The following is a 24,192-nucleotide window of genomic DNA, read 5'->3' on the forward strand; positions in this document are numbered from 1 at the left end:
ATGGAACGGCGCTGTTGCAGCACGGCTGCAGCGCGGTTGCGGCCGAGGACGGTGAGGTGGACGGGCCGGATGGAGTTCGGGGTGCTCGGAGCGTTGCGCGTGCGCGACGCCGACGGCGACGTGCGGATCGGCAGCCCGTCGCAGCGGCGGGTGCTGACCGCGCTGCTGGTGCACGCGGACACCGTCGTCTCCGTCGACCGACTGATATCGGCGCTGTGGGACGAGCGACCGCCCGAGACCGCGATCCGCACGCTGCACAGCTACCTCGCCCGGCTGCGCGGCGTACTACACGCCGACGGCGTCGAACGCCTGGTCACCCGGCCGCCCGGCTACCTGCTGCGCCTCGACGCCGCCGACCGATTCGACGCCGCCCGTTTCGACGAGTTGGTCAACGCCGCGCACCGTGATCCCGAACGCGCCGCCGCCCTGCTGGACGAGGCGCTCGCGCAATGGCGTGGCCCCGCCTACGCCGAATTCGCCGACACCGAATTCGCCCGCCCGGAGGCGCAGCGGCTGGACGCGTCACGACTGGACGCGATCGAGGAACGTTTCGAGATCGGACTGGCGCACGGCGCGCACGCCGAATGGATCGCCGCGCTCGACGCGCACGTGCGCGCCAATCCCCTGCGCGAACGCGCGGCATCGCAGTTGGTGCGCGCGCTGTACCGGGTCGGCAGGCAGGCCGACGCGCTGACGGTGTTGCGCACCGTGCGCACCCGGTTGGACGCCGAACTCGGCGTCGCACCGTCACCGGCCCTGCGCGCGCTGGAAACCGCTGTGCTGCGCCAGGATCCGGCGCTGGAAGCCCGAGTTCCCCCGACGCAGACCTCGATGCCCGTCGCGCGCCCCACCCCGGATAACTCACACCCCCGGCTTCCACCGGTCGCCGCCGCCCCCGTATCCCCCACCAGCACCGCGCACCACGCGCCCGCGTCGACTCCTGGGCACGCGGCACCCGTCCCGGCGGACGCACAGCCCATGCCCACCCCGACCATCACACAACCCGCGTTCAGCGCGACTGCCGCAGAGTCCACGCCCACGCCTGCCACCGGCAACTCGGCGCCCGTGCCGAGCACCGCGCACCCCGTACCCGTGCCGATCGAAGCCCTGGTTGGCCGCGAGGACGATCTCGCCCTCGTGGCCGCCGCGCTCGGGACGCACCGCATGCTGACTCTCGTCGGCCCCGGTGGTGTCGGGAAGACGACGTTGGCCCAGCACGTCGCCCATGCCGTGGACGGTGCCGTCGCGTGGTGTGAACTCGCACCGGTCACCGACGGCGGCGCGGTCGCCCTCGCCGTCGCGACCGCTTCGGGGGCACGCAGGCAGCCCGGCGCGGATGCGACGGAATCGCTGATCGCCTTCCTCGCTTCCCGCGAGATCCTGCTCGTGGTCGACAATTGCGAGCACGTGCTCGCCGACGCGGCCGAACTGGTGACCCGCATCCTTCGTCGCTGTCCGGCGGTGACGGTTCTCGCGACCAGTCGCGCCGCGCTCGGCGTCCCCGGCGAGCACCTGCATCCGACCGCGCCGCTCCCGGTACCGGACGGAACCGGTGACGCGGCGGCGTCACCCGCGGTGCGGCTGTTCACGGCACGGGCGCGGGCCGTGCGGCCGGATCTCGAACTGGACGCCGCGAATCTCGCGCATATCGCCGAGGTGTGCCGCCGCGTCGACGGACTGCCGCTGGCCCTGGAGTTGGCGGCGGCGCGGTTGCGCTCACTCAACCCCGCCGACCTCGCCGCACGACTCGTCGCCCCGCCCGACCACGCGCCACGGCCGGTCGTCCCCACCGAGCAGTCGGCCTCCCGCATCGGCCACGCGGTCGGGCCACCGACCGCCGTCGACGCCGCGCGGCCGGTCTCCCCCGCCGACCTGCTCACGGGTCCGCGCACGGCGGAACCGAGACACAGCATCCTGCGCGCGGTGATCGACTGGTCCTATGCCCTGCTCAGTCCCGCCGAACAGCGACTGTTCGCCCGACTCTCCGTGTTCGCGGGCGGTTTCGGTCTCGCCGCCGCCGAACAGGTCTGCGGGGAACCGGCACTGCTCGACGTGCTCACCGCGCTGGTGGACAACTCACTGGTCACCGTCGGAACGGCGGCGGGAACCGTGCGCTACTCGATGCTGGAGACGTTGCGCGATTACGGTCGCGACCGCTCGGCGCGACGCGGCGAAGCCGACACCCTGCGCGACGCGCATGCCGCGTGGTGTGCGGCACTGGCCGAGGAAGCGGGACGCGGCCTGCGCGGGCCGGAGGAAGCCCGCTGGATCACCACCGTCGCGGCCGACCTCGACAACCTGCGCGCGGCGCATCGGCACGCGGTGCGCCGGGGCGACACCGACCTCACCCTGCGCCTTTCGGCCGGACTGGCGCTGTCGGTGCTCTATCGCTTCCCGGACGAGGTGGTGGCGTGGAGCGAGACCGCGTTGACCCTGCCCGACGCCGCCGCGCATCCCCGTTACGCGTCGGTGTGCGGCGCGGTGGCCGAGGCGCTGACCTTCCGCGGCGAACACGAACGCGCCTTGCGCATCTGCGAACCAGCGCTGGACGCGCTACCCGATCCGCACGACGCGCGCCGGATGCCGCTGCTCAAGGTCGCGGCGGCCGTCGCGCTGTATCGAGGACAGTGGGCGGAATGCGCTACCGCGACCACGGCGCTGCTCGCCCTGGCCCGAGCGCACGGGGACGGCTGGTACGTGAGCGAGGCATTGCTTTTCGCGGGTTTGGCGCGCACGTACTCCGGCGATCCGGCGGGCGGCCGCACATCGGCCGCCGAGAACCTGACGGTCGCGCGAGCGGCGGGCAATCCCAGTCAGATCGCCTGGGCGCTCTACAGCGAGGCCGAGGCGCTCGCAGGCGATACTCCCGACCGCGCGCGCGATCGCTACCGCGAGGCGATCACCCAGGCCGCGCCGGTCGCGAGCATTTTCGTCACCAATGTCGCGCACGTCGGCCTGGCCGCCCTGCATACCAGGGCCGGAGCTATCCCCTCGGCACTGGCCGAATTCCGTGCGGCCGTGCGCGGCTGGCGTCGCATGCAGGTGTGGCACCACCAGTGGACGACACTGCGCAACCTGCTCCTGCTGCTGGCCGGCATCGACGCCGAGGCCGCGACCATTCTGTCCGGAGCATTGAACACCCACGCGGCCAACGGTTTCGGAGCCGATGCCGCCGCCGAGGCCGAAACCGTCGACATCTTGCGCGCCGATCTCGGCGAAGCGCGCTACGCCATCGCCCGAACGCACGGCGCGACATTGTCCCCCGAAGCGACGGTCACCTTCGCGCTCGATGTACTCGACCGGAATATCGAGGCCGAGCACTGATCCGCGCGAGCCGGATCCGCGCTACAGATCCGTACGAGCCGGATCCGTGCTCACGCCTCGACCACGACGGAATCCGGCTCGCGTGGCATACCGTGTAGACGGGCATGGGCGGGCGTGCGACGCGAGACATAGCGATGGGAAATACCCTGGTACGCCGCGGAATCGGACAGTCGAGAACTCCGGGAGCAGGAACGGCGCATGCGATCGAAGACAGTGGTAGCCGACGACGGGATCCCACTGCATGTCGGTGTCACGGGCGCGGGCCCGGATGTCGTCGTGCTGTCCGGCGGACCTGGCTGTGTCCATTACCTCGAGCACGACGAGTTGGCGCCGCGCGGCATGCGGGCGTGGTACCCGGAGCCGAGGGGTGTGGGTCGGTCGGGCGGCGGGCCGCATGACCTCGAACGCGCCGTCGCCGATCTCGAGGCGGTCCGGCGAGCGGGAAACATCGACAGCTGGGTTGTGCTCGGGCATTCGTGGGGCTCGGATCTGGCTGTGCGATACGCCCTCGATCATCCGGACCGGGTACGGGCGGTCGTCGGTGTCGCCGGACACGGATTGCACAAGGACCGCACCTGGTCCCGAGCCTACGAGTCCGGCAAACATCGGGAGGCCGCGATCGAGATCGACGGGGAGCCGGACGTTCACGCCGCGCTGAACGCTTCATTCATCCGATGGATCCACGAACCCGACCTGTTGCGTCGACTGGCCGACTCGACCGTTCCCATGACCCTGGTCGCCGCGCGAGACGATATCCGTCCGTCGTGGCCGCTGAGGCAGTTGGCCACCCTGGTCCCCCACGGCAGGTTCGAGGAATTGCCCGGGGTCGCACATCACTTGTGGTCGACCGATCCACAGGTATGGGTCGATCTGGTGACGAGCGCCTGCCGCGAATAGCGCGATCACCGGTCCTGTGGGTCGTCAGGATGTTTCCGGCGCGAACCGACAGGTCCGCCTGTGACGCTCACCACCGACCATCCGGTCCGATTCACCGCACCGCCCGAGCGGCAGTCGGGCGAAATCCCCGGCGATGGAGATATTTCCGTAGTCAACACGTAGAAATTTGCCCGAGACGCGAGTGTTAACCGACAGACCCCTATTCAGTAACATATTTGCCATGATCCAGTTACATATCTACTATCCAACTACGTAGATAACAGAGCTTCACGGACGAGATCTCCCCGGTGCGTTACTTCACCTCGGGACCTCCCCCTCATCAGCCCCGTGGTGTGGTGTGTCGCGGAACGGCCTGGACAACCGCCCGCACGCTCGCGCCGGTCGAGTTCGTTCGTGATCCACCGCCCCCGAGGTCGGCGCCGGCACGCCCACCCGGGGGCGGTCCGCGTTCGGAGGGGGTTTCGGTACCGGTCACGTTGCCGCACAATCGATCCATCGGCGATTGTGCGCAACCTCATACGTAGCGTTAGCTTTCCGTATGCTCGTACCCGGGTAGCTCGACGCACCGCTTTTCCGACGCAGCGAGACGTGAGCGCATGGTTGCAGTCCTGTTCGATGGAGTGTTCTTGTGAAGTGGTTTAGTTCCCGCACGGCGCGTAAGGCTTTCGCCGTCTGCGCACCGATCTGCCTGGCCGCCGCGGTCGCCAGCGCATGTACCGCCGTCGACGAGTCGACCTCTATCGACGGCGGAGCCCCCGGCCCCGCGCCGACCGCCTCGATATCGGGCAGAGATATCGGCGAGTTGGTGGAGAAACTGGCCGAAGCGCCGGAGGGTTCGATGTCGGGCTACAGCCGAGAGGAATTCCCGCACTGGGATTCCAACAAGCCCGAACACGGATTCGGCGACGAATTCGCGCAATACAGCCGTTGCACCAGCCGCGAGGTGATGATGTTGCGCGACGCCGTCGGCACCGTCACCCTCGATCCCAAAACCTGCGACCTGAAAGTCGGCAAGGACGGCGGCTGGCGTGACGCGTACGGGTTTCTCGACTCGAAAACCGGGAAGCTCAAGGAATACAAGTTCATGACCGACCCGGCCAAGGTCGACGCCGAACATATCGTCGCGCTGGCCGAGGCGTGGCGATCGGGCGCGAACAAACTCGATGAGGACACCCGCCGCCGCATCGCCAACGACGCCATCAACCTGGAGGCCTCCGACCCGTCCGCGAATCGCTCCAAGGGTGATCAGGACGCCGCCAACTATTTGCCGCCGGGCAATTTCCGGTGTGTCTATCTCGAGCGCTACATCACGGTCAAAGTAAAGTACGGGCTGACCGTCGATCCCGCCGAGCACGGCGCATTGCGCACCGCAGTCGCCGATTGTGTCAGCCGAGGAGAGTTCAGATAAACGACATCATCGAGATCACCGTCAAGGCAGCCGTCCTCACCGAAGAAGAGGGGACGATGTCCGGTGATCTCGATGTCACCGTCGATGACACGGGAAAAGGCCTGGTCCGATATCGAGAGACCGAAGCCTGGTACACCATCGGCAATTTCGACGCGGAACCGCCGCGCGTCTGGAAGACCGTCTCCGAACTCGCCGCGGCGATCGAGGAAAGCGCCGGTGCGCGCGACGCGGCGGGCAATACCGTGCCCTTCGAAGCCTGACTCCAGCTTTCACGGCATGCCGACGACCACTTTCCCGAACGGATTCGCGTCGCGGTAGTACCTGTAGGCCTCGACCGCCCGCTCCAGGGGAAAGATCCGATCGAGCACCGGACGGATTCCGTGCTCGGCCATCGCCTCGTTCATCGCCTCGAACTGGGTTCGACTGCCCACCGCGATACGCCGGATCGACAGGTAGGCGCCGCCGAACGGATTTCCGTCACCGTCGATGGGCGCGGGGCCGGGACTCGCGCCGACAAGGGTGAGCTCGGCGTTGTAGGCCCCGGACCGAACGGATTTCGGCAGCGTCGGCATGCCCACCGCGTCCACGACCCGATCGACCCCGTCACCGCCGGTCAGGCTCCGGACCCGCTGATCCCAGTCCGGATACTCCACGCTCACGATCACGTCGTCGACGCCCATCGCGCGCAGCCGTTCGGCTTTCGCCGGTGTCGAGGTGACCGCGATGACGTCCGCCCCGAACGCGCGGGCGTGTTGGATCGCGAACAACGCGACCGGTCCGGTGCCGACGACCAGCACGCGCTGCTCCGGCCGTACCGGTTCCGGGGTGGTGAGTGCCGCCCAGGCGACGACACCGGCGCAGGTCAGGGTGGCCGCCTCGGCGTCGGAGAGGTGGGCGGGCACGTGCACCACCGAATCCTGTTCCAGCACCGCGTAGGTCGCGAGCATGCCGTCGTGGTTCGCGCCGTACTGTTCGACGACGTGCGCGAGGCGCTGCGGTCCGTCGATCCAGCGCACGAAATACGACGCGGTGACCCGGTCGCCGAGTGACGCGCGAGTGACGTTGTCGCCCAGCGCTATCACCTCGCCCACGCCGTCGGAGAGCGGGACGACGCCGGGGTTCGCGGGCAGCGGGTAGGTCCCGTCCATCAGCATGAGATCGCGCCGGTTCAGCGAGGCGGCCCGAACGCGGATGACCACCTGATCCGGGCCAGGTACGGGGACAGTCTGTGGTCTCGCGATAACCCCGTCGAGTCCGCGCATCGGATCGAGGTGGTAGGAAACGGCGTTCACGGTGTGCCGACTTCCGGCGCTGTGTCGTTGTTCATGGCACCGAGCTTCACGAAGGTCGTGCGAATTCGCGATTCCCCGCGGGGAATGGCACGCGGCCCACACCGTCGGCTATCACTGAGACATGACAGCAGTGGCAATATGACAGCGGTGGACGAGCCGACCGCTTTCGCACGTCAGCTCAAACATTGGCGCACCCTGCGCCGGTTCAGTCAGCTGGATCTGGCGATCAGCGCCGATACCAGTCAGCGCTACCTGAGTTTTCTCGAACAGGGCCGATCGCGCCCCGGACGGACCATGGTGGTGCGCCTGGCCGAATCACTCGGGCTGTCCCTGCGCGAACACAACGCTCTGCTGCTCGCGGCGGGTTTCGCACCGATCTTCCCCGAGTCCACGCTGGAGACCCCGGAACTGGCGCCGATCAAGGCCGCGCTCGACCGCATCCTGGACGGACATATGCCGTATCCGGCGGTCGTGGTGCGGCCGTACGGCATTCTGGTCGGCGCCAACGCGGCCTTCGACGTCCTCACCGAGGGCAGCGCGCCCGAACTGCTCGCACCGCCGATCAACGTGCTGCGGTTGGCGCTGCATCCGCGGGGCCTGGCACGGCGGGTGCTCAACCTGCCGGAATGGGGCAGGCATGTCACCGAGTCGCTGCGCAACCGCGCCCTGCGCAGTCCCGACCCCGAACTCGACGCCTTCATCGCCGAATTGGAGAGCTATCTGCCCGAGGCCGATCCCGGCCCCGACCATCTCGGTTTCGCCGTCCCGCTGCGGCTGCGGTCCGACCAGGGCGAACTCCGGTTGATCACCACGGTGACCTCGTTCGCCACCGCGGTGGATATCACCCTGTCCGAACTGCACCTGGAAGCGTTTCTCCCGGCCGACGAACACACCGCCGAGATCCTGCGCCGCCGCCGACGCTGACCCGCCTACCTGCGGCTGGCTCGGCGGTAGCCGATGACGGCGGGTACCGCGAAGACCACGATCGCGCCGACCGACCACGCGACGGTCAGGATCAGCGGCCGCGCGAGCGGCCCACCCAGCGACAGCGCCTTCATGGCGTCCACGGCCACCGACATGGGCTGATTGCGCACCAGCGGCTGGATCCATTCCGGGTAGGCGGGCAGCGGAACGAATCCGGTGCTGAAGAACATGAGCAGCGAACTGAGGATGGTGATGCCCTCCACCAGGCTCGCCTTCGCGGTGAAGACGGCGATGGCCGTCACCATGGTGGCGAACGCCAGGCCGAACAGCACCGGGATCACGATGAACAGCAGCGCCGCCGCCGGACCCTGCTGGAAACGGAAGCCGAGCAGATAGCCGACGACGATCACGGCCAGCGTGCCCGCGAGGATGCGGCAGCCCTCGGCCAGGATGCGCGAGATCAGGCCGGAGGCGCGGTGTACCGGCAGCACCCAGAATCGGGCGAGCAGACCCGCGTCGCGTTCACGGCCGAGCATCACACCGCTGGCCACCGCGCCGGACAGCGCGCCGACGATGGCGACCATCGGCACCGACCCGTACAGGGCGTTCGTGCCGACGAATTTCTCGATCTGGCCGCCGATCACGATATCGAGCATCAGCAGCAGCAGACACGGGATGATCAGGGTCTCCAGCAGCGCCACCGGATTGCGCGACCAGCGCAACAGCAGCCGCTGGGTCTGAATCGCGGTGTGCCGCAGCAGCGAGGCCGGTGCGGTTTCGGAGTTCACGGTCCGAATTCGTGCGTCGGTGTACACCATCACGCCTTCCTCGAGCTCAGCCGGATGGCCAGTGGCAGGCACACCACGAGAATTCCGATCGCCCACAGCAGCGGCGGGCCCATGAGCGCCCAGCTCACCTCGCCCGCGTTACCGTTCGGATCGCCCGCGAGCGCACGCAGCGCGATCGACCACTGCGATATCGGCTGGTTGCGGACGAAAGGTTCGATCCAGTCCGGGAATTGGCTCGCGGGCGCGAGTCCGGTCGACAGCATGCCGAAGATCAGCGGCGGCAGCACCAGCGCCTGGGTCGTCGCCTCGGGGCTTTTCGACACCGTGCCGATGACGTCGGCGCCCAATGTCAGCGCCACTCCGATCAGCAGGGAGAACAGCACCCAGCCGAGGGTGTACCAGGGCCCCTCGTGGAACCGGAAGCCGATGACGTGTCCGCTCACCACCGCCGCCGCCAACGCGATGAGCAGCCGGAACAGATTGCCCGACATGCGCGCGGCCACCGGGACGAGCGACCCGATGGGCATGGACCCGAATCGACGGTCGAGTCCGGCGACCGCGTCGGTGGCCGAGCGGAAGGCCGCGCCGATCGCGGTGAACGCGGCGGCTTGCAGGATCACCAGCGGCATCATGAACTGCGCGTAACTGCTGAACCCGTTGCCGGAGAACATCATCACCGTCTTCAACGGGATGTAGAAGCTGGCGGTGAAGGCCGCGGGGGCCAGTACCGAGGAGAGCACCTCGCCGGTCTTGACCGAGGGCACGACCAGTCGGGAGGTCAGCACCCACCACTGCTGGACACGGAACGGAGTGGCGCGGGAGTCGGCCAGCCAGGCCCCGGTCGTCATGCGACTTCCTCTTTCGTTTCCGCGAGATGACCGGTCAGCTTCAGGAAGACATCGTCGAGGGACGGGCGGCGCAACGCGATGTCGACGAGTTCGACACCGGAGGCGTCGAGTCGGCGCAGCGCCTCGGCCAGAGTGCGGGCGCCGTCGGGGGCGGGGATCGCGATGCGGTCCGATTCCGGGGTGAGCGCGGCCCGATTGCTGTCGGGCAGCAGCGAACCCAGCGCGGCCGCGATGGCGGGCAGATCCTTCAGATCCAGCGGCACCACCTCGCAATAGCTGCCGCCGGTACGGGATTTCAGTTCGTCGGCGGTGCCCTCGGCGATGACGACACCGTGGTCGATGACGATGATCCGGTCGCACAGGGCGTCGGCCTCTTCCAGGTACTGGGTCGTCAGCAGGGTGGTGATGCCGTGTTTGCGGAACCCGGCGACCAGATCCCACACGCCCTGCCTGCTGCGCGGATCGAGTCCGGTGGTCGGTTCGTCGAGGAACACCACGTCGGGGCGGACAACGAGTCCGCACGCGATATCGATTCGCCTGCGCATACCGCCGGAGTAGGTGCCGACCCGGCGGCCCGCCGCGTTCTCCAGATCGAATTCGGCCAGCAGTTCGTCGGCGCGGGCGCGGGCGGGCTGTTTGCGCAGCCCCATGAGCCTGCCGAACATCACCAGATTCTCGTAACCGGTGAGCATGTCGTCCAGGGCGGCGAACTGCCCGGTCAACATGATGGCGCGGCGCACGGCGGCCGGATCGGCGACCACGTCGTGGCCCGCGACCGTCGCCCGGCCCTTGTCCGGGGCGATCAGCGTCGACAGGATGTTCACCGTGGTGGTCTTGCCCGCGCCGTTCGGGCCGAGGATGCCGAGCACCTCCCCCTGCGCGGCCACGAAATCCACACCGCGCAGGGCGTGTACGGCCCCGAAGGACTTCTCGATGCCTTCGACCACTACTCCGGTCTCGCTCACTGCTCTGCCTCCTGTGTCTGGCGGGACTTCCGCGCCGTGAAATGCTCGTCGAGCACGCGCGCGATGATCGGCAGCACGTGTGGTGCGGTCAGTTCGTCGTGGCTGACGTCCACGTCGAAGTTGGTGATCTCCCCGGTGACGTACGGTCGCCAGCCTTGCGGGCCGAAGATGTCCGAAGTGTCGACGGTGGCACTGAAATACAGCACGTCACCGTCGAAAACCGGTCGCTGGTAACCGGTTCTGGTCCTGGCCGAGGCGTTGTAGGAACCGGCCATCCGTTCCAGGGTGTCCGCGTCGACCAGTTCCACCCCGCCCGTTCGTTCCCGGATGAGGTCGGCGGCTTCCTGGGCCGTGGCCTCCTCCGGTACGTCCTCGATGCCGAAGACCGCGCCGAAGGTACTGATGAACGCGCCCGCGGTGAGTTTCTCGATGCTGTCGCCGTCGATATCGGCGGTGTCGGCGTCGAGCAGGGCGACGATGCCGACCTCGTGACCGGCCTCGGTCAGTCGGGTGGCGATGGCGTGGGCGATGAGCCCGCCGAACGACCAGCCGAGCAGGTGGTAGGGCCCCTGCGGCTGCACGGCGAGGATCTCGCGCACGTACCGGTCCGCGAATTCGTCGATACTGCGCGCCGACGGTTCCTTGCCGCTCAGATCCGGGGCCTGGAGACCGAAGACCGGACGGCCGGGAGCCAGCGCTTCGGCGAATCCCAGGTAGGTCCAAGCCATTCCGGACGACGGATGGACGCAGAACAGCGCCGGTTCGTCGCCGCCGGGCCGGATCGGCAGCAGGACGTCGAGTCCGAGCGCGTTCCCCGGCTGCGCCGTCGCGGCGGCCGCTTCCGCCATCGCCAGTTCTTCCTCCGCGCCCGCCCGGATCGCCTCGGGGGTGCGGGCGAAGGCCGCCGCCGCGCCGAGCGCGTCCACCCACAGGCGGGCGAGTTCGGCGACGTCGTCGTAGTCGAACAGATTCGCGGAGAATCCGAAACCGGCGGTCAGCCGGTCGCCGACCACGACGGCGTTCACGTCGATCTCCGATTGCAGTGGGACATCGGGGTATTCGGCGGCGGGCAGCTCGCCGAGTTCGTCGGTGGGCAGCCAGCCGAGACCTTCCAATCCCGCCGGGATATCGCCGGTCGAGTACCGGCCCAGGTAGTTGAATCCGATCCGGCCGGGCAACGCGCGCGGCAGCTGCCGGGCGGTCTCGGCGTTGAGGTAACGCAGCAGGCCGAATCCGATGCCCTTGTCCGGCACCGCGAGCAGCCGGTGCTTGGCCGCGCGGATGGCGGTGCCGAGATCGGGGCCGTCGGTGGACGCGGCATCGATACGCACCGGGTAGACGGTGGTGAACCAACCGATGGTCCGCGAGAGGTCGGCGCCGGGCACGATCTCCTGCTGACGGCCGTGGCCTTCGAGTCGGATCAGGACGCTGTCGTCGTCGGTGGCCGCGTCCCTGCCCGCACGCCACCGGCGCACGGCGAGGGCGAGGGTGGCGAGCAAGGTGTCCTCGACCCCGCCGTGGAACAGGCCGGGCAGCGTGGTCAGCAACGCGGCGGTGACCTCTTCGGACACCTCCACCTCGATCTGACTCAGGGTGCCCGCCCGGTCGAGCGCCGGGTCCAGGTCGCGGGCGCCGAAACGCGGATCCGGTCCGTCGATCACCCCGCGCCAGTAGTCGAGTTCGGCGACCCGGGTCTCCCGGTGCGCCTCCTCGGTGAGCGCGTGCGACCAGCGACGCATGGAGGTGCCGGTATCGGTGAGCACCGGTGTGCTGCCCGCGGAAACCTGGGCCCAGGCGGCCATCAGGTCGGGAACCAGGATCCGCCACGACACGCCGTCGACCACCAGGTGGTGGGCGATGACGATCAGGCGTCCGGCCCTGGTGCGGTCACCGGCCTCACCCACCGGATCCAGCCACAGGAATCGCAGCACCCGCCCGGCGGCCGGATCGAGCCGGTTCATCGCCGAATCCAGCTCGGTGATCGCGAATTCGCGCAGATCGACGGTATCGGCGTCGGCCGCGAATTCGACGCGGCGGATCATCGCCGCGATATCGACCGAACCGGGTTCGGCGACCTCCAGCACGTGGTCACCGTGCGGCCCGCCATTGCCCTCCGGACGTATCCGCTGGTAGAGGCGGGAACGGAGCATATCGTGCTTGTCGACCACCGCCGCGAGCGTCGCGACGAGCTGATCGTGGCGGATGCCCGCGGGCAGTTCGAGTACCGCGGTCTGGGCGAAACGGCGGTAGTCGCCGCCGCGTTCGAGCATGTAGCCGACGATGGGTGTCAACGGCATCTCGCCGACGCCGCCGCCTGGCAGTTCGTCGAGGGTGACGGCTTCGCCCGCCGCGTCCGCCGCCGTGGCGAGGGCCGCCACGGTGCGATGTTCGAAAACCTGCAACGGCGTCACCGTGACGCCCTGCGCGCGAGCCCGCGACACCAGCTGGATCGCCAGGATGCTGTCGCCGCCGAGCGCGAAGAACGAATCGTGCACGCCGACCTTGTCGCGGCCGAGCAACGCCGCGAACACCTCGGCCAGGATCTCCTCGGTGGGCGTTCCCGGCGCGACGTATTCGGTCTCCTCGGCGGCGAATACCGGTTCCGGCAACGCCTTTCGATCCAGTTTGCCGACCGCGTTGAGCGGGATCGCGTCCATGACAACGATCGAGGACGGCACCATGTACCCGGGCAGCGTGTCGGTGGCGTGGGCGCGCAACGCCGCGACGTCCAGATCTACCCCTGGCTCGTGCACGACGTAGGCCGCGAGCGCGGTGGATCCGGCCGGACCTCGGACACCGAGCGTCACCGCGAATTCCACACCGTCGGCGCGACCGAGCACCGCGTCGATCTCGCCGAGTTCGATACGCTGACCGCGCACCTTCACCTGGAAATCGGTGCGCCCGATGTATTCGAGCCGCATACCGGCCGCCGTGCCCGTCGCGCGAATCCAGCGCACCAGGTCGCCGGTACGGTACATCCGCTCCCCCGGCGCGCCGTGCGGATCGGCGACGAATCTGGCGGCGTCGAGATCGGGCCGCGCGTGATATCCGCGCGCCAGCGCGGGGCCGGTGAGATACAGCTCCCCCGCCACCCCGACCGGAACCGGCCGCAGTCGCTCGTCGAGGACGAGCACCGCCGCACCCCGGATCGGGCCGCCGATGGTCACCGGTTCACCGACCTTCAGCGGAGCCGAACCCGTTGCCCAGATGGTGAATTCGGTGGGACCGTACAGGTTGACCATGGTGCGTCCGACCGCCCAGCGCTCCACGAGTTCCGCGCCGACCGCCTCACCGGCCACCGCGAGCACCCGCACACTCGACACCCGCTCCGGATCCACCGTCGCCAGCGCCGAGGGCGTGATGACCATATGGGTGACCCGCTGCGCCTCCATCAGCTCCGCGAGCGCGTCACCGCCGTAGGCCTCCGGCGGTGCGACGATCGCCGCGCCGCCCGATCCGAAGGCCATGATCGCCTCGAAGATCGAGGCGTCGAAACTCGGCGAGGCCACCTGGAGGACACGGGAATTCTCGTCCACCCGCAGCGACTCCTGTTGGGCCGCGACGAGATCGGCGAGGCCGCGATGGGAGACCGTGACGCCCTTCGGTGTTCCGGTCGACCCCGAGGTGTAGATCATCCACGCGGCATGGTCGGGGCGGATCGGGGCGCGCAGATCGCGTGAGCGCACCGTGCGTGCGTCGGCGGCCGCCCAGGTCGCGACGAAGTCGGGGTCGTCGAGTACCAGCCAGAGCGCCGAATCCGGCAGTCCCGGCCGGTGCGCGCCGACCGTGAGTCCCAGTGCCGCGCCGGAATCGGTGAGCATGTGCTCGATCCGGTCGAGCGGATGTTTCGGATCGACCGGCAGGAATGCCGCGCCCGCCTTGGCCGCCGCCCACACACCGGTCAGCAGTTCCGCGCCCCGGGTGAGTCCGAGGGCGATCACGGTCTCCGGTCCCGCGCCCGCCTCGATGAGCAGCCGGGCCAACCGGTTCGACCGCGCGTCGAGCTCGCGGTAGCTGGTGGCGACACCGTCGACCACCAGGGCCGGGCGGTCGGGATAGGCGGCCGCCGACTCCGCCAGCAGCCAGGGCAGCGGCACGGTGCCGACGGTGCGCGGGCCGCGTACCGGGACCAGCGCCGCGCGTTCGCCCGCGGCGAGGATGTCGATATCGGCGATCGTCAGATCCGGGTCGGCGACCACGGCGGCGAGCACCCGCTGCCACCGCTGCGCGAAGGCCGCGACGGTGGCCGGGTCGAACAGATCGGTGGCGTAGGTGAGTACGCCGTCGATACCGGCGACGTCCGTGCCCGAGAAACGTTCGCGCAGGTCCAGCGCCAGATCGAATTGCGCGGCGTCGCGGTCGAGATCCTCGACCTCGATGCGCAGGCCGGGCAGTTCCAGCACCGGTTCCACGAAATTCTGCAACGACAGCGACACCTGGAAAATCGGGTGGTGTGCCGTGGACCTGGCCGGATTCAGCACCTGCACCAGTCGTTCGAACGGCACGTCGGCGTTGGCGAAGGCATCCAGATCCGAGGTTCGCACGCCCCGGAGGAATTCGCGGAATCCGGCATTCGGATCGACCGGCGTCCGCAGTGCCAGGGTGTTGACGAACATGCCGACCAGACCGTCGAGCGCCGCCTCGCCGCGTCCGGCCACCGCCGTACCGACGACCACGTCGTCGGTGCCGCCGAGGCGGGCGAGCAGCACGGCGAGCGCGGCGTGGATCACCATGAACAGGCTGACATCGGTGGCGGTGGCGAGTTCGGCCATGCCTCGGTGCAGCGCCGGATCGACGGTGAACGCCACGTCGGCGCTGCGCATGGACTGTACCGCCGGACGCGGGCGATCGCCGGGCAGTTCCAGCAGATCCGGTGCGCCGGTGAGAGATTCGGTCCAGTGTTCGATCTGGCGCGCCGCCAGCGACTCCGGATCGGATTCCGCGCCGAGCAGTTCCCGGTGCCACAGCGCGAAATCGGCGTATTGCACCGGCAGCGCGGGCATTTCGGCTTCGACGCCCATAGCCCGGGCGGCGTAGGCGGTCATGAGGTCGGTGGCGAGCGGGGCCATGGATGTGCCGTCGGCGCTGATGTGGTGGACGACCAAGACCACCACATGCACGGGGGCTCCCGACACGTCGTCCCCGGCGTCGTGGACACGGAACAGTCCGACCCGCAACGGCGGTTCGGTGGCGAGGTCGAATCCGACGCCCGCCAGTTCCGCGATCCGCGCACGCAGGGCGGCCGAACCGTCGGCGTCCACCGAGCGCAGGACCGGTGCGGCCACCTCGACACCGACCACGACCTGACGCGGCCCGTCGGCGTCGGCGGGGTACATGGTCCGCAGACTCTCGTGCCTGGCGACCACGTCGGACAACGCCAGTCTCATGGCGTCGACGTCCAGGTCACCGGTCAGGCGCAGCGCGACCGCGATGTTGTAGGCGGGCGAACCGGGATCGAGCTGGTTGAGCACCCACATCCGCTGCTGCGCGGGTGAGAGCGGGATGCGGTCGGGCCGGATCCGTGGCGCGAGGCCGAAGCGGGCCCGCGCCCCCGCGCCCGCGGGGACGACACGGGCCGCCAGCTGGGCGACGGTCGGGGCGTCGAACAGATCGCGCAGGGCGATCGTCGAGCCGAGCGCCGCGTTGATCCTGGCGATCACCCGGGTGGCGCTGAGCGAGTTGCCGCCCAGTTCGAAGAAGGAATGGTCGACGCTGACCCGTTCGGCGTCGAGCACCTCGGCGAATACCTCGGCGACGGCGTGTTCGACGGGGGTGCGCGGCGCCAGGTAGCGGCGCTGAAAACTCTCGAAGTCCGGCATCGGCAGGGCCTTGCGGTCCAATTTGCCGACCGGGGTGAGCGGAACGTCGTCGAGCACGATGAGGTATCCCGGCACCATGTATCCGGGCAGCGCGCCCGCGATTCGGGCCCGCAGCCGCTCGGTGTCGAATTCGACGCCCGCGCCGACCGACGCGCGCCAGGCCTGGGTGGGTACCACGTAGGAGACGAGGACGGTCTCCCCGGCCGGACCGGGGGTGCCGATGGTCGCGGCGTATTCGACCTCGTCGTCGGCCGACAGCACGGCGTCGATCTCACCGAGTTCGATGCGCAGACCGCGGATCTTGACCTGGAAATCGCTGCGCCCCAGGTATTCCAGTTCCAGGGTGCCGTTCCAGTCGACCCAGCGCACCATATCGCCGGTGCGGTACATCCGTTCCCCGGCCGCGCCGTGGGGGTTGGCGACGAACCGGCCCGCGGTCATCGCGAAACGGTTGAAGTACCCGCGGGCGATGGCCGGTCCCGCCAGGTACAGCTCGCCTTCGACGCCGACCGGCACCGGACGCAACCAGCCGTCGAGCACCATCAGTTCGGCGCCGCGGATCGGCCCGCCCATGGTGACGGGCTCGCCCGCCTTCAACTCACCGGGACCGCTGGCCCAGATACTGAATTCGGTGGGCCCGTACAGGTTCGCCATCCGCCGCCCGACCGACCACTGCGCGGTCAGTTCCGCACCGGCCGCCTCGCCCGCGACCGAGAGCACCCGCAGATCGGGCAGTCCCGTCGGATCCATGGTGGCCAGCACCGACGGCGTGATCACCGCGTGGGTGACGCGCTGGGCGCGCAACAGCTGTTCGAGTTCGGAGCCGCCGTACACCTCCGCCGGGGACAGCACCAGCCGCCCGCCGACGGCGTGCGCGGTCAGCAGTTCGAAGACCGACGCGTCGAAACTCGGTGAGGCGACCTGCAACGCGCTGGCCGTCGGATCCAAATCCAGCGTTTCCCGCTGTGCCGTCACCAGATTCGCGATACCGCGGTGGCTGAGCAGCACGGCTTTGGGTTTGCCGGTGGAGCCGGAGGTGTAGATCAGGTACGCGGTCTGATCCATCCGGATCGCGCCGCCGCGCTCCTCGTCGGTGATCGGCGCGTCGGACACGGTCATCACGCGCCGGATGGTGTTCAGATCGTCCAGCAGCAACCAGTCGATGGTGCTCGGCAGCGTCTCGCCGGTGGCCCGGACGGTGACGCCGATCGGCGCCTTGGAATCGGTGAGGATGTGCTCGATCCGCTCCACCGGATAGTTCGGGTCCAGCGGCGCGAAGGCCGCGCCGGTCTTGGCCAGCGCCCATACCGCGACCACCGACTCCACCGAACGGGTCAGTGCGAGGACGACGAAGACCTCGGCACCGATTCCCCGGCGCAGCAGTACCCGTGCGAACCGGTTCGACCACGCGTCGAGTTCGCCGTAGGTCATCCGGTCACCGCCCGCGTCGATCGCGACGGCGTCCGGATCGATCCGCGCCCCCGCGCCGAGCACCTCGGGCAGGGTGCGCTGAGGAACCGACTCGGGCCCGCGCACCGGCAGCAGCGCGGCACGTTCGTCGGGGTCGCAGTGGTGCAGTCGCGCGACGAGCGATTCCGGCCGGTCGGCGATCTGGGTGAGCAGCAGCACGAAGCGGTCGAGCAGTCGCCGCGCCGAGGATTCCGTCAGATGGTCGGCCAGGAATTTCACGGTGATGCGCAGGGTGTCGTTGCCACCGGGCATCCCGTGCAACGGAATCACCATGAGGTTCAACGGATACGGGGTGGCGTCGGTGCCCTCGACGTCGAGGATGCGCATTCCGGCGATATCCATCGACTTCGACAGTGCCTCGCGGTCGATCGGATACGACTCGAAAACCGTGAGTGTGTCGAATAATTCGGCGAGGCCGACGGCCTGGTGGATGGCCGCTAGTCCGACGTGCTGGTGATCGAGCAGCCGCGCCTGTTCGGTCTGCACCCGCGCCAGCAGATCGCGCACCGACTCCGAGGGGTCAAGCCGCACCCGCACCGGCAGGGTGTTGATGAACAGGCCGACCATATCCTCGACACCGGCCAGTTGCGGCGGCCGACCGGAGACGGTGCCGCCGAACACGACATCGCTACGCCCGGTGAGCATGGCGAGCAGCAGTGCCCACGCGGCCTGCACCGCGGTGTTGACCGTCGCGCCCGCGGCCCGGGTGGTGGCTTCCAACCGCGCGATCAGTTCGGCGGGCAGGTCGACCGAGACCATGCCGGATTCGGTGGAGTGGATATCGGCCAGGGTCGCGATGGCCCTGGTGGGCGCGTCGATTCCGGCCAGCGCCGCACGCCACACGGCGACGGCGGCGTCCGAGCCGCCGAGCGCGTTCCCGGCCGCGGCGTCGTCGTCCTGTTCGGCCAGCCAGGACAGGAATTCCCGGTAGGACGGTGCGGGCGGCAGAACATCGGCGATCGCGGCGCCCGCGCCCGTCGCGATGTAGACGGTGAGCAGTTCGCGCACCAGCAGCGGCGTCGACCAGCCGTCGAGCACCAGGTGGTGATTGGTCATCAGCAGCGTGTAGGTCTCGGGTCCGGTGCGCAGCAGCAGGAACCGCAGCAGCGGCGCGCGGGTCAGATCGAAACGGCTGTGCGCGTCGACCGCGATCAGGCGCTCGAGTTCGCGCTCACGCTCGGCCGGATCGGCGAGGCGCGTGAGATCGATTTCCTGCCAGCGCACCTCGGCGGTGGACAGCACGAGCTGACGCGGTCCGTCCTCGGTCTCGACGAACACCGCGCGCAGATTCTCGTGCCGGTCGACCAGAGTCTGTGCCGCCGTGCGCAATCGGGCCGCGTCGACCCGGCCCGCGAGGGTCAGCCGGGTCTGCACGGTGTAACCGTCGGCGGTGTCGGTGTCGTACCAGGCGTGGAACAGCAGACCGTATTGCAGCGGCGACAGCGGCCACACCTCGGCCAGATTCGGGTAGGTGCGCGCCCAGCCGTCGATCTGACGCTGCGTCACGGTGGTCAGCGCGAAATCCGACGGGGTGTGACCACCCGCGTCCGGCGCGCTCGCGTGCGCGGCCAGCGCGCCCAGCGCCTCGGTCCACAGTCCGGCCAGTTCGGCGACCTGGTCCGCGTCCAGTACACCGGAGGCGTAGGCCCAGGTGACCTCGAGCGCGGAGGCGCCCATGATCGCGTTGATGTCGACGACCGCGGGCAGCGGCGCGTGATCGTCCTGGGTCGAGGCGAAACGCCGTGGCATCCAGGCCTCGTCGGTTCCGCCCGCGCTTCGACCGAGGTAGTTGAAGCTGATCTGCGGAACGGGTGCGTCCGCCAGCGCCGCCGCGCCCTCCCGGTCCAGGTAGCGCAACATGCCGTAGCCGACACCGCGATCGGGCACCGCGCGCAACTGTTCCTTGGCCGCCTTGATCGCGGCGCCCGCCGCGGGACCACCCGCGAACGCCTCGTCCAGGTCGATGCCGGTCAGATCGACGGCCACCGGGTAGACGCTGGTGAACCAGCCCACGGTGCGCGCGACATCCGCGCCCGGCAGCACGGATTCCTCGCGACCGTGTCCTTCCAGCGTGAACAGCGCGCCGGTGCGGTCGCGCCAGCGGCCGACGGCCATCGTCAGCGCGGCCAGCAGCACGTCGTCCGCGCCGCAGTGGAATCGCGCGGGGGCGATATCGAGCACCGCGTCCGCGATCGCGGCGTCGACGGTGGTGGTCAGTTGCGCCATGGTGGAGACCACGTCGACGGCCGGATCGGCGGCGCGGTGGCCGATCGCGGGGTCGTCGGTCCGCAGGATCCGCTGCCACAGCGGCAGTTCCGCGCGCCGCGAGTCCGTCTGTTCGGCGATGGCGTGTGCCCAGCGGCGGAAGGAGGTCCCGACCGGATCGAGGGTGCCGCCGAACCACGCGGTCGCCAGATCGGGCAGCAGCACGCGCCACGACACACCGTCGGTGACGAGGTGGTGCAGCACCAGCCAGAGCAGCGAACCCTCGCTCTCGGAGGCCGGAGCCGAACCGGATTCCGGCACCCCGCCGTGCCGCAGCGCACCGTCGCTCTCGGCGTACTCGTCGCGGCTCGAACCGGAGCCCGACCCGAGCCCATCCGGATTCGGCGAGCCGGAGCGCGCGGCGCGATCGCCGCCCGGCTGGATCACCACGAACCGTGCGACGACGCCCGCCGCCGGATCGAGCCGATCGGCGGCACGCTGCAAGGCGCGCTCGGTGACCTCCTCGAGGTCGCCCTCGGCCGTGACCACCTCGATCAGGTCGGCGGCGTCGACCGAACCGGGCTCGCCGACCACCCATTCCCAATCGTCGCCGGATCGGCGCAGGGTGCTGCGCAGCAGGTCGTGGTGGTCGATCAGGGTCCGTACGGCACCGGTCAGCGGGGCGGGGTCGATACCCGCGGGCAATCCGATCAGCACGGCCTGGCTGTAGCGCTGCCAGGTGTCGCCGTGTTCGAGCATGGCGTGCACGATCGGGGTGAGCGCGACCGGCCCCACACCGCCGCCGGGCAATTCGACGACGGCGCTGTCGGCCACGTCGGTCGCGGCGGCGGCCAGCGCGGCGACGGTCTTGCGTTCGAAGACGTCACGGGCGCTGAACTGCATTCCCGCGGCCCGCGCCCGCGACACCAACTGGATGGAGATGATGCTGTCGCCGCCGAGTGCGAAGAAATTCTCGTCGACGCCGACCGAATCCAGTCCGAGCACCTCGGCGAAGATCGCGGCGAGGATCTCCTCGCGCGGTGTCGACGGCGCCCGGTGTTCGACCGCCCGCGCGCCGAAATCCGGTGCGGGCAGCGCCCGTCGATCGACCTTGCCGACCGGGGTGAGCGGCAGGTGATCGAGCACCATCACCACCGAGGGCACCATGTACCCCGGAAGATTCTGTCCGACAGCGGCTTTGAGCGCCTCGGGCAGTACTTGCGCACCGGGCACCGGGAGTACGTAGGCGACCAGCGCGGTGACGCCCGCGGGGGTGGTCGCGCCCAGGGTCAGGGCGAAGTCCACACCCGGCTGCTTCTGCAACGCGGCGTCGATCTCGCCGAGTTCGATGCGATATCCGCGCACCTTCACCTGGAAATCGCCGCGCCCGGCGTACTCCAGTTCCAGCCTGCCGTCACGGTGGCACCAGCGCACCAGGTCGCCCGTGCGGTACAACCGTTGACCCGGCGCATAGGGATCGGCGACGAACCGGCTCGCGGTCAGGCCGTTGCGGCGGTGGTATCCGCGGGCGACGGCGGGTCCGCCGAGGTACAGCTCACCCGCCGCACCCGGCGCGACCGGGCGCAACCACGGATCGAGCACCACCGCGCGCACGCCGCGGGTGATACCGCCGATGGTGATCGGGGATTCGGGTGTCAGCGGCTCGCTCAGCGTCACCGTGATGGTGGTCTCGGTGGGTCCGTACCCGTTCAACAGCCTGCGTCCCGACCATTTCGCGACCAGTTCCGGCGGGCAGGCGTCACCGCCGACGATGACGGTGCGCAGTTCGGAAAGGGTCGCCGGATCGAGCGAATTCACTACGGCGGGAGTCACATTGAGGTGGGTGGCGCCGTAGTCGCGCAAGACCCGCGCCAGCTCCTCACCCGCGTAGGCCGCGGGCGGGACGACCGCGACCGTCGCACCCGCCGCGAGCGCGACCAACAACTCTTCGACCGAGATGTCGAAACTGGGCGAGACCGCGTGGGCCACCACCGAATCGGCGGTGACCTCGAATCCGGCGCCGGAGTTCGCGACGAGATTCGCCAGACCGCGATGGGAGACCATGACGCCCTTGGGCAGACCGGTCGATCCCGAGGTGTAGATGAGGTAGGCGGTCTGGTCGAGACGCAGGGCCGCCGTCCGGTCGACGTCGGTGATCGCGCCGAAATCCTGTTCGGCGACGGCACTGTCGGTCGCGGCGTCGTCGAGGACCAGCCAGGTCACCTTGTCCGGGAGCGAATCCCGGGCAGCGGCCACGGTCAGCCCGGCCACCACACCGCTGTCGTCGACCATGTACTCGATACGGTCGGCGGGGTATCCGGGATCGATCGGCACGAAGGCCGCACCGGTCTTGGCGACCGCCCACATCGCCAGTACCGACTCCACGGAACGCGGAATCGAAATCGCCACGGCCCGTTCGGGTCCCGCACCGGAGGCGATCAACAGCCGGGCCAGCCGGTCGGTGTACTCGCCCGCTTCGCGGTAGGTCAGCGTCCGGTCCCCGGCGCGGATCGCGACCGCGTCGGGGGCGAGCGCCGCGCCGTCGGCGAGGATTTCCGCCAGGGTGCGCGCGGGGACATCCTCGCTGCCGCGGGCGGGAACCAGTTCGGCGGATTCCTCGTCCGACAGCACCGGAACGGTCGCCACCGGCGCGTCGGGTCCCGCGACCAGGAAACGGTGCAGGAAGGCGAGGAAGCGACGGTGCTGGGCGGTCAGTTCGTCGTCGGTGTAGAGATTCGGGTTGGCCTGGAAGTCGATATGGGTGCTCTCCCCGCCGACGCCCGGATACAGGTTGAGGAACAGATCCTCGATCAGCCCCGAGGTGAGCACGTGCATACGCCCGGTGACCGGGCCCAGCGCGATCCTGGTGTCCATCATCATCAGGTTGACCGTCGGCCCGAAGGACGCGGCCTCGTCCACCGCCCAGCCGAGATCGCGGACGATGTCCTCCTGGCGATACCGCTGCCTGCGCAGCGCCGAGGTCAACTCCGACTGCGCGGCGCGGATCAGCGCACCGGTGGTGACGGTGGCGTCCAGGCGCAGCCGCAGCGGCACCACATTGGCGACCATGCCGCCTGAGCGACGCAGCGAGGCGGTGGTCCGGCCGGAGACCGGCAGGCTGAGCATCACTTCGGGCGCGCCGGTCATCGCGCCCAGGTAGGCGCCGAACGCGGCGACGACCACCGGCGCGACGCTGGAATTCTCCGATTTCGCCACGGCGTCCATCAGCGCGGCCGTCGCCGCTGGCAGTTCACCGGTGACCAGGCTGGGATGCGCGTTCACCTCGGCCGCCCGGCCGGCGAGACTCACCGGTTCTGCCATACCCGCCAGGTGCTCGCGCCAGTGCTGACCGTCGGCCCGGAACCGGTCGGAGGCACGGTAGGCGAGGTCGGCGTCGATGATCTTGCGCAGATCCTCGGCCTTGCCCCGCGGCAGCTCCCGTCCGTCGGCCATCGCCTCGTACAACTCGGCGACCCGCTGGAGCAGGGTCATCGCGCCGAAACCGTCGAGCACGATGTGGTGGATGCGCTGGTACCAGAGCCAGTGCTGTTCGCCGACCCGCAGCATCGTCATGGTGGCCAGACGATCGCTCAGTAGATCCAGCGGTGCGCTGTATTCCGCGCGCATCCAGGACTGCGCGGCCGCCATCGGATCGGATTCGCCACGGAAATCCACCACGACCAGATCGTCGTCGAGGGTCGGATCGATGATCTGGTACGGGAAACCGTCCACGTCGATCAGCCGCAGATAACCGGTGCCGAATTCCCGTCCCGCCAGGCGCGAGGCCGCCGCGAGCATTTCGAGATCGATCGGTCCGTCGAATTCGGTGTATTGCGCGATGGAGATCGGGGTCCGGCCGGCGAAATGCTGGGCGAACCAGATTCCGCGTTGCGCGGCGGACAGGGGGAAGGCTTCGGCGGGCAACGTGTCGTCCGACGTAACCGGCGAAAGAGAGCGCTGTGGCATGGGTGATTCCTGCGTACTCAGGCGAGGGTCATTGTGGACAGAGCGATACGCGCGCAGCACCGAGCCGGGGCATACGCGCTGTCGGCCGCGGGAAACCTGCTCGATCGGAATGGAACGAGCCGTCGGTCAGGTGATTCGACCAGCGTGCGCATGTGTTGGGTCCCCTCGGAATTCTATCCCCGGCGGCGCTGCGGTATCCGATAATCGGCCTGCCGTGGCGGGATCTCGGTCCTGGCGCGTTCGCACCCGGATAATCGGCCGAAAGCCGGGAATCGACAGACGATTT

General features: G+C 69.3%; 10 protein-coding genes. 5 read left to right on the forward strand and 5 right to left on the reverse strand.

Annotated features, from left to right (window positions below; translation table 11 throughout):
• Positions 1–69: 69 nt before the first annotated feature.
• The 4 genes from DAT37_RS04825 to DAT37_RS04840 all read left to right on the forward strand — a co-directional run bounded on the left by DAT37_RS04825 (position 70) and on the right by DAT37_RS04840 (position 5,889).
• Positions 70–3,324, forward strand: a complete 3,255-nt coding sequence (locus tag DAT37_RS04825) for an AfsR/SARP family transcriptional regulator (protein ID WP_198654095.1) — start codon at positions 70–72, stop codon at positions 3,322–3,324.
• A 198-nt stretch (positions 3,325–3,522) separates the two neighbouring features.
• On the forward strand, positions 3,523–4,221 hold the full coding sequence (locus DAT37_RS04830) for an alpha/beta fold hydrolase (RefSeq protein WP_109523465.1): 699 nt from the start codon (positions 3,523–3,525) through the stop codon (positions 4,219–4,221).
• Between the two features lie 628 nt (positions 4,222–4,849).
• The gene (locus DAT37_RS04835; RefSeq protein ID WP_232839520.1) at positions 4,850–5,629 is read left to right on the forward strand and encodes an HNH endonuclease family protein; all 780 of its coding nucleotides are present in this window, start codon (positions 4,850–4,852) and stop codon (positions 5,627–5,629) included.
• A 56-nt stretch (positions 5,630–5,685) separates the two neighbouring features.
• Positions 5,686–5,889, forward strand: a complete 204-nt coding sequence (locus tag DAT37_RS04840) for a hypothetical protein (protein WP_109523466.1) — start codon at positions 5,686–5,688, stop codon at positions 5,887–5,889.
• Between the two features lie 9 nt (positions 5,890–5,898).
• Here DAT37_RS04840 and DAT37_RS04845 read toward each other — a convergent pair whose 3' ends face one another.
• Positions 5,899–6,921, reverse strand: a complete 1,023-nt coding sequence (locus DAT37_RS04845; RefSeq protein WP_232839521.1) for a zinc-dependent alcohol dehydrogenase family protein — start codon at positions 6,919–6,921, stop codon at positions 5,899–5,901.
• A 138-nt stretch (positions 6,922–7,059) separates the two neighbouring features.
• Here DAT37_RS04845 and DAT37_RS04850 point away from each other — a divergent pair, with 138 nt between their 5' ends.
• Positions 7,060–7,845 (forward strand): helix-turn-helix domain-containing protein, encoded by a 786-nt coding sequence (locus tag DAT37_RS04850; RefSeq protein ID WP_109523467.1) that lies wholly within the window; start codon positions 7,060–7,062, stop codon positions 7,843–7,845.
• Between the two features lie 5 nt (positions 7,846–7,850).
• Here DAT37_RS04850 and DAT37_RS04855 read toward each other — a convergent pair whose 3' ends face one another.
• From DAT37_RS04855 to DAT37_RS04870, 4 genes are read right to left on the reverse strand one after another with little or no spacing between them, the layout of a single operon-like run.
• Positions 7,851–8,663 (reverse strand): ABC transporter permease, encoded by an 813-nt coding sequence (locus DAT37_RS04855; RefSeq protein ID WP_109523468.1) that lies wholly within the window; start codon positions 8,661–8,663, stop codon positions 7,851–7,853.
• Positions 8,663–9,481 (reverse strand): ABC transporter permease, encoded by an 819-nt coding sequence (locus DAT37_RS04860; RefSeq protein WP_109523469.1) that lies wholly within the window; start codon positions 9,479–9,481, stop codon positions 8,663–8,665. The genes DAT37_RS04855 and DAT37_RS04860 overlap by 1 nt, the downstream gene beginning before the upstream one ends.
• On the reverse strand, positions 9,478–10,446 hold the full coding sequence (locus tag DAT37_RS04865; RefSeq protein ID WP_109523470.1) for an ATP-binding cassette domain-containing protein: 969 nt from the start codon (positions 10,444–10,446) through the stop codon (positions 9,478–9,480). Before DAT37_RS04865 ends, DAT37_RS04860 begins: the two co-directional genes overlap by 4 nt.
• On the reverse strand, positions 10,443–23,906 hold the full coding sequence (locus tag DAT37_RS04870; protein ID WP_109523471.1) for a non-ribosomal peptide synthetase: 13,464 nt from the start codon (positions 23,904–23,906) through the stop codon (positions 10,443–10,445). Before DAT37_RS04870 ends, DAT37_RS04865 begins: the two co-directional genes overlap by 4 nt.
• Positions 23,907–24,192: the final 286 nt, after the last annotated feature.

This window comes from Nocardia aurea (assembly GCF_003123685.1).
Lineage (GTDB): Bacteria > Actinomycetota > Actinomycetes > Mycobacteriales > Mycobacteriaceae > Nocardia > Nocardia aurea.

Coding starts and splice junctions, on each gene's coding strand:
- DAT37_RS04860 (WP_109523469.1), bottom strand. CDS start 9,481: ATGACGACCGGGGCCTGGCTGGCCGACTCCCGCGCCACTCCGTTCCGT.
- DAT37_RS04855 (WP_109523468.1), bottom strand. CDS start 8,663: ATGGTGTACACCGACGCACGAATTCGGACCGTGAACTCCGAAACCGCA.
- DAT37_RS04830 (WP_109523465.1), top strand. CDS start 3,523: ATGCGATCGAAGACAGTGGTAGCCGACGACGGGATCCCACTGCATGTC.
- DAT37_RS04840 (WP_109523466.1), top strand. CDS start 5,686: ATGTCCGGTGATCTCGATGTCACCGTCGATGACACGGGAAAAGGCCTG.
- DAT37_RS04850 (WP_109523467.1), top strand. CDS start 7,060: ATGACAGCGGTGGACGAGCCGACCGCTTTCGCACGTCAGCTCAAACAT.
- DAT37_RS04870 (WP_109523471.1), bottom strand. CDS start 23,906: ATGCCACAGCGCTCTCTTTCGCCGGTTACGTCGGACGACACGTTGCCC.
- DAT37_RS04825 (WP_198654095.1), top strand. CDS start 70: ATGGAGTTCGGGGTGCTCGGAGCGTTGCGCGTGCGCGACGCCGACGGC.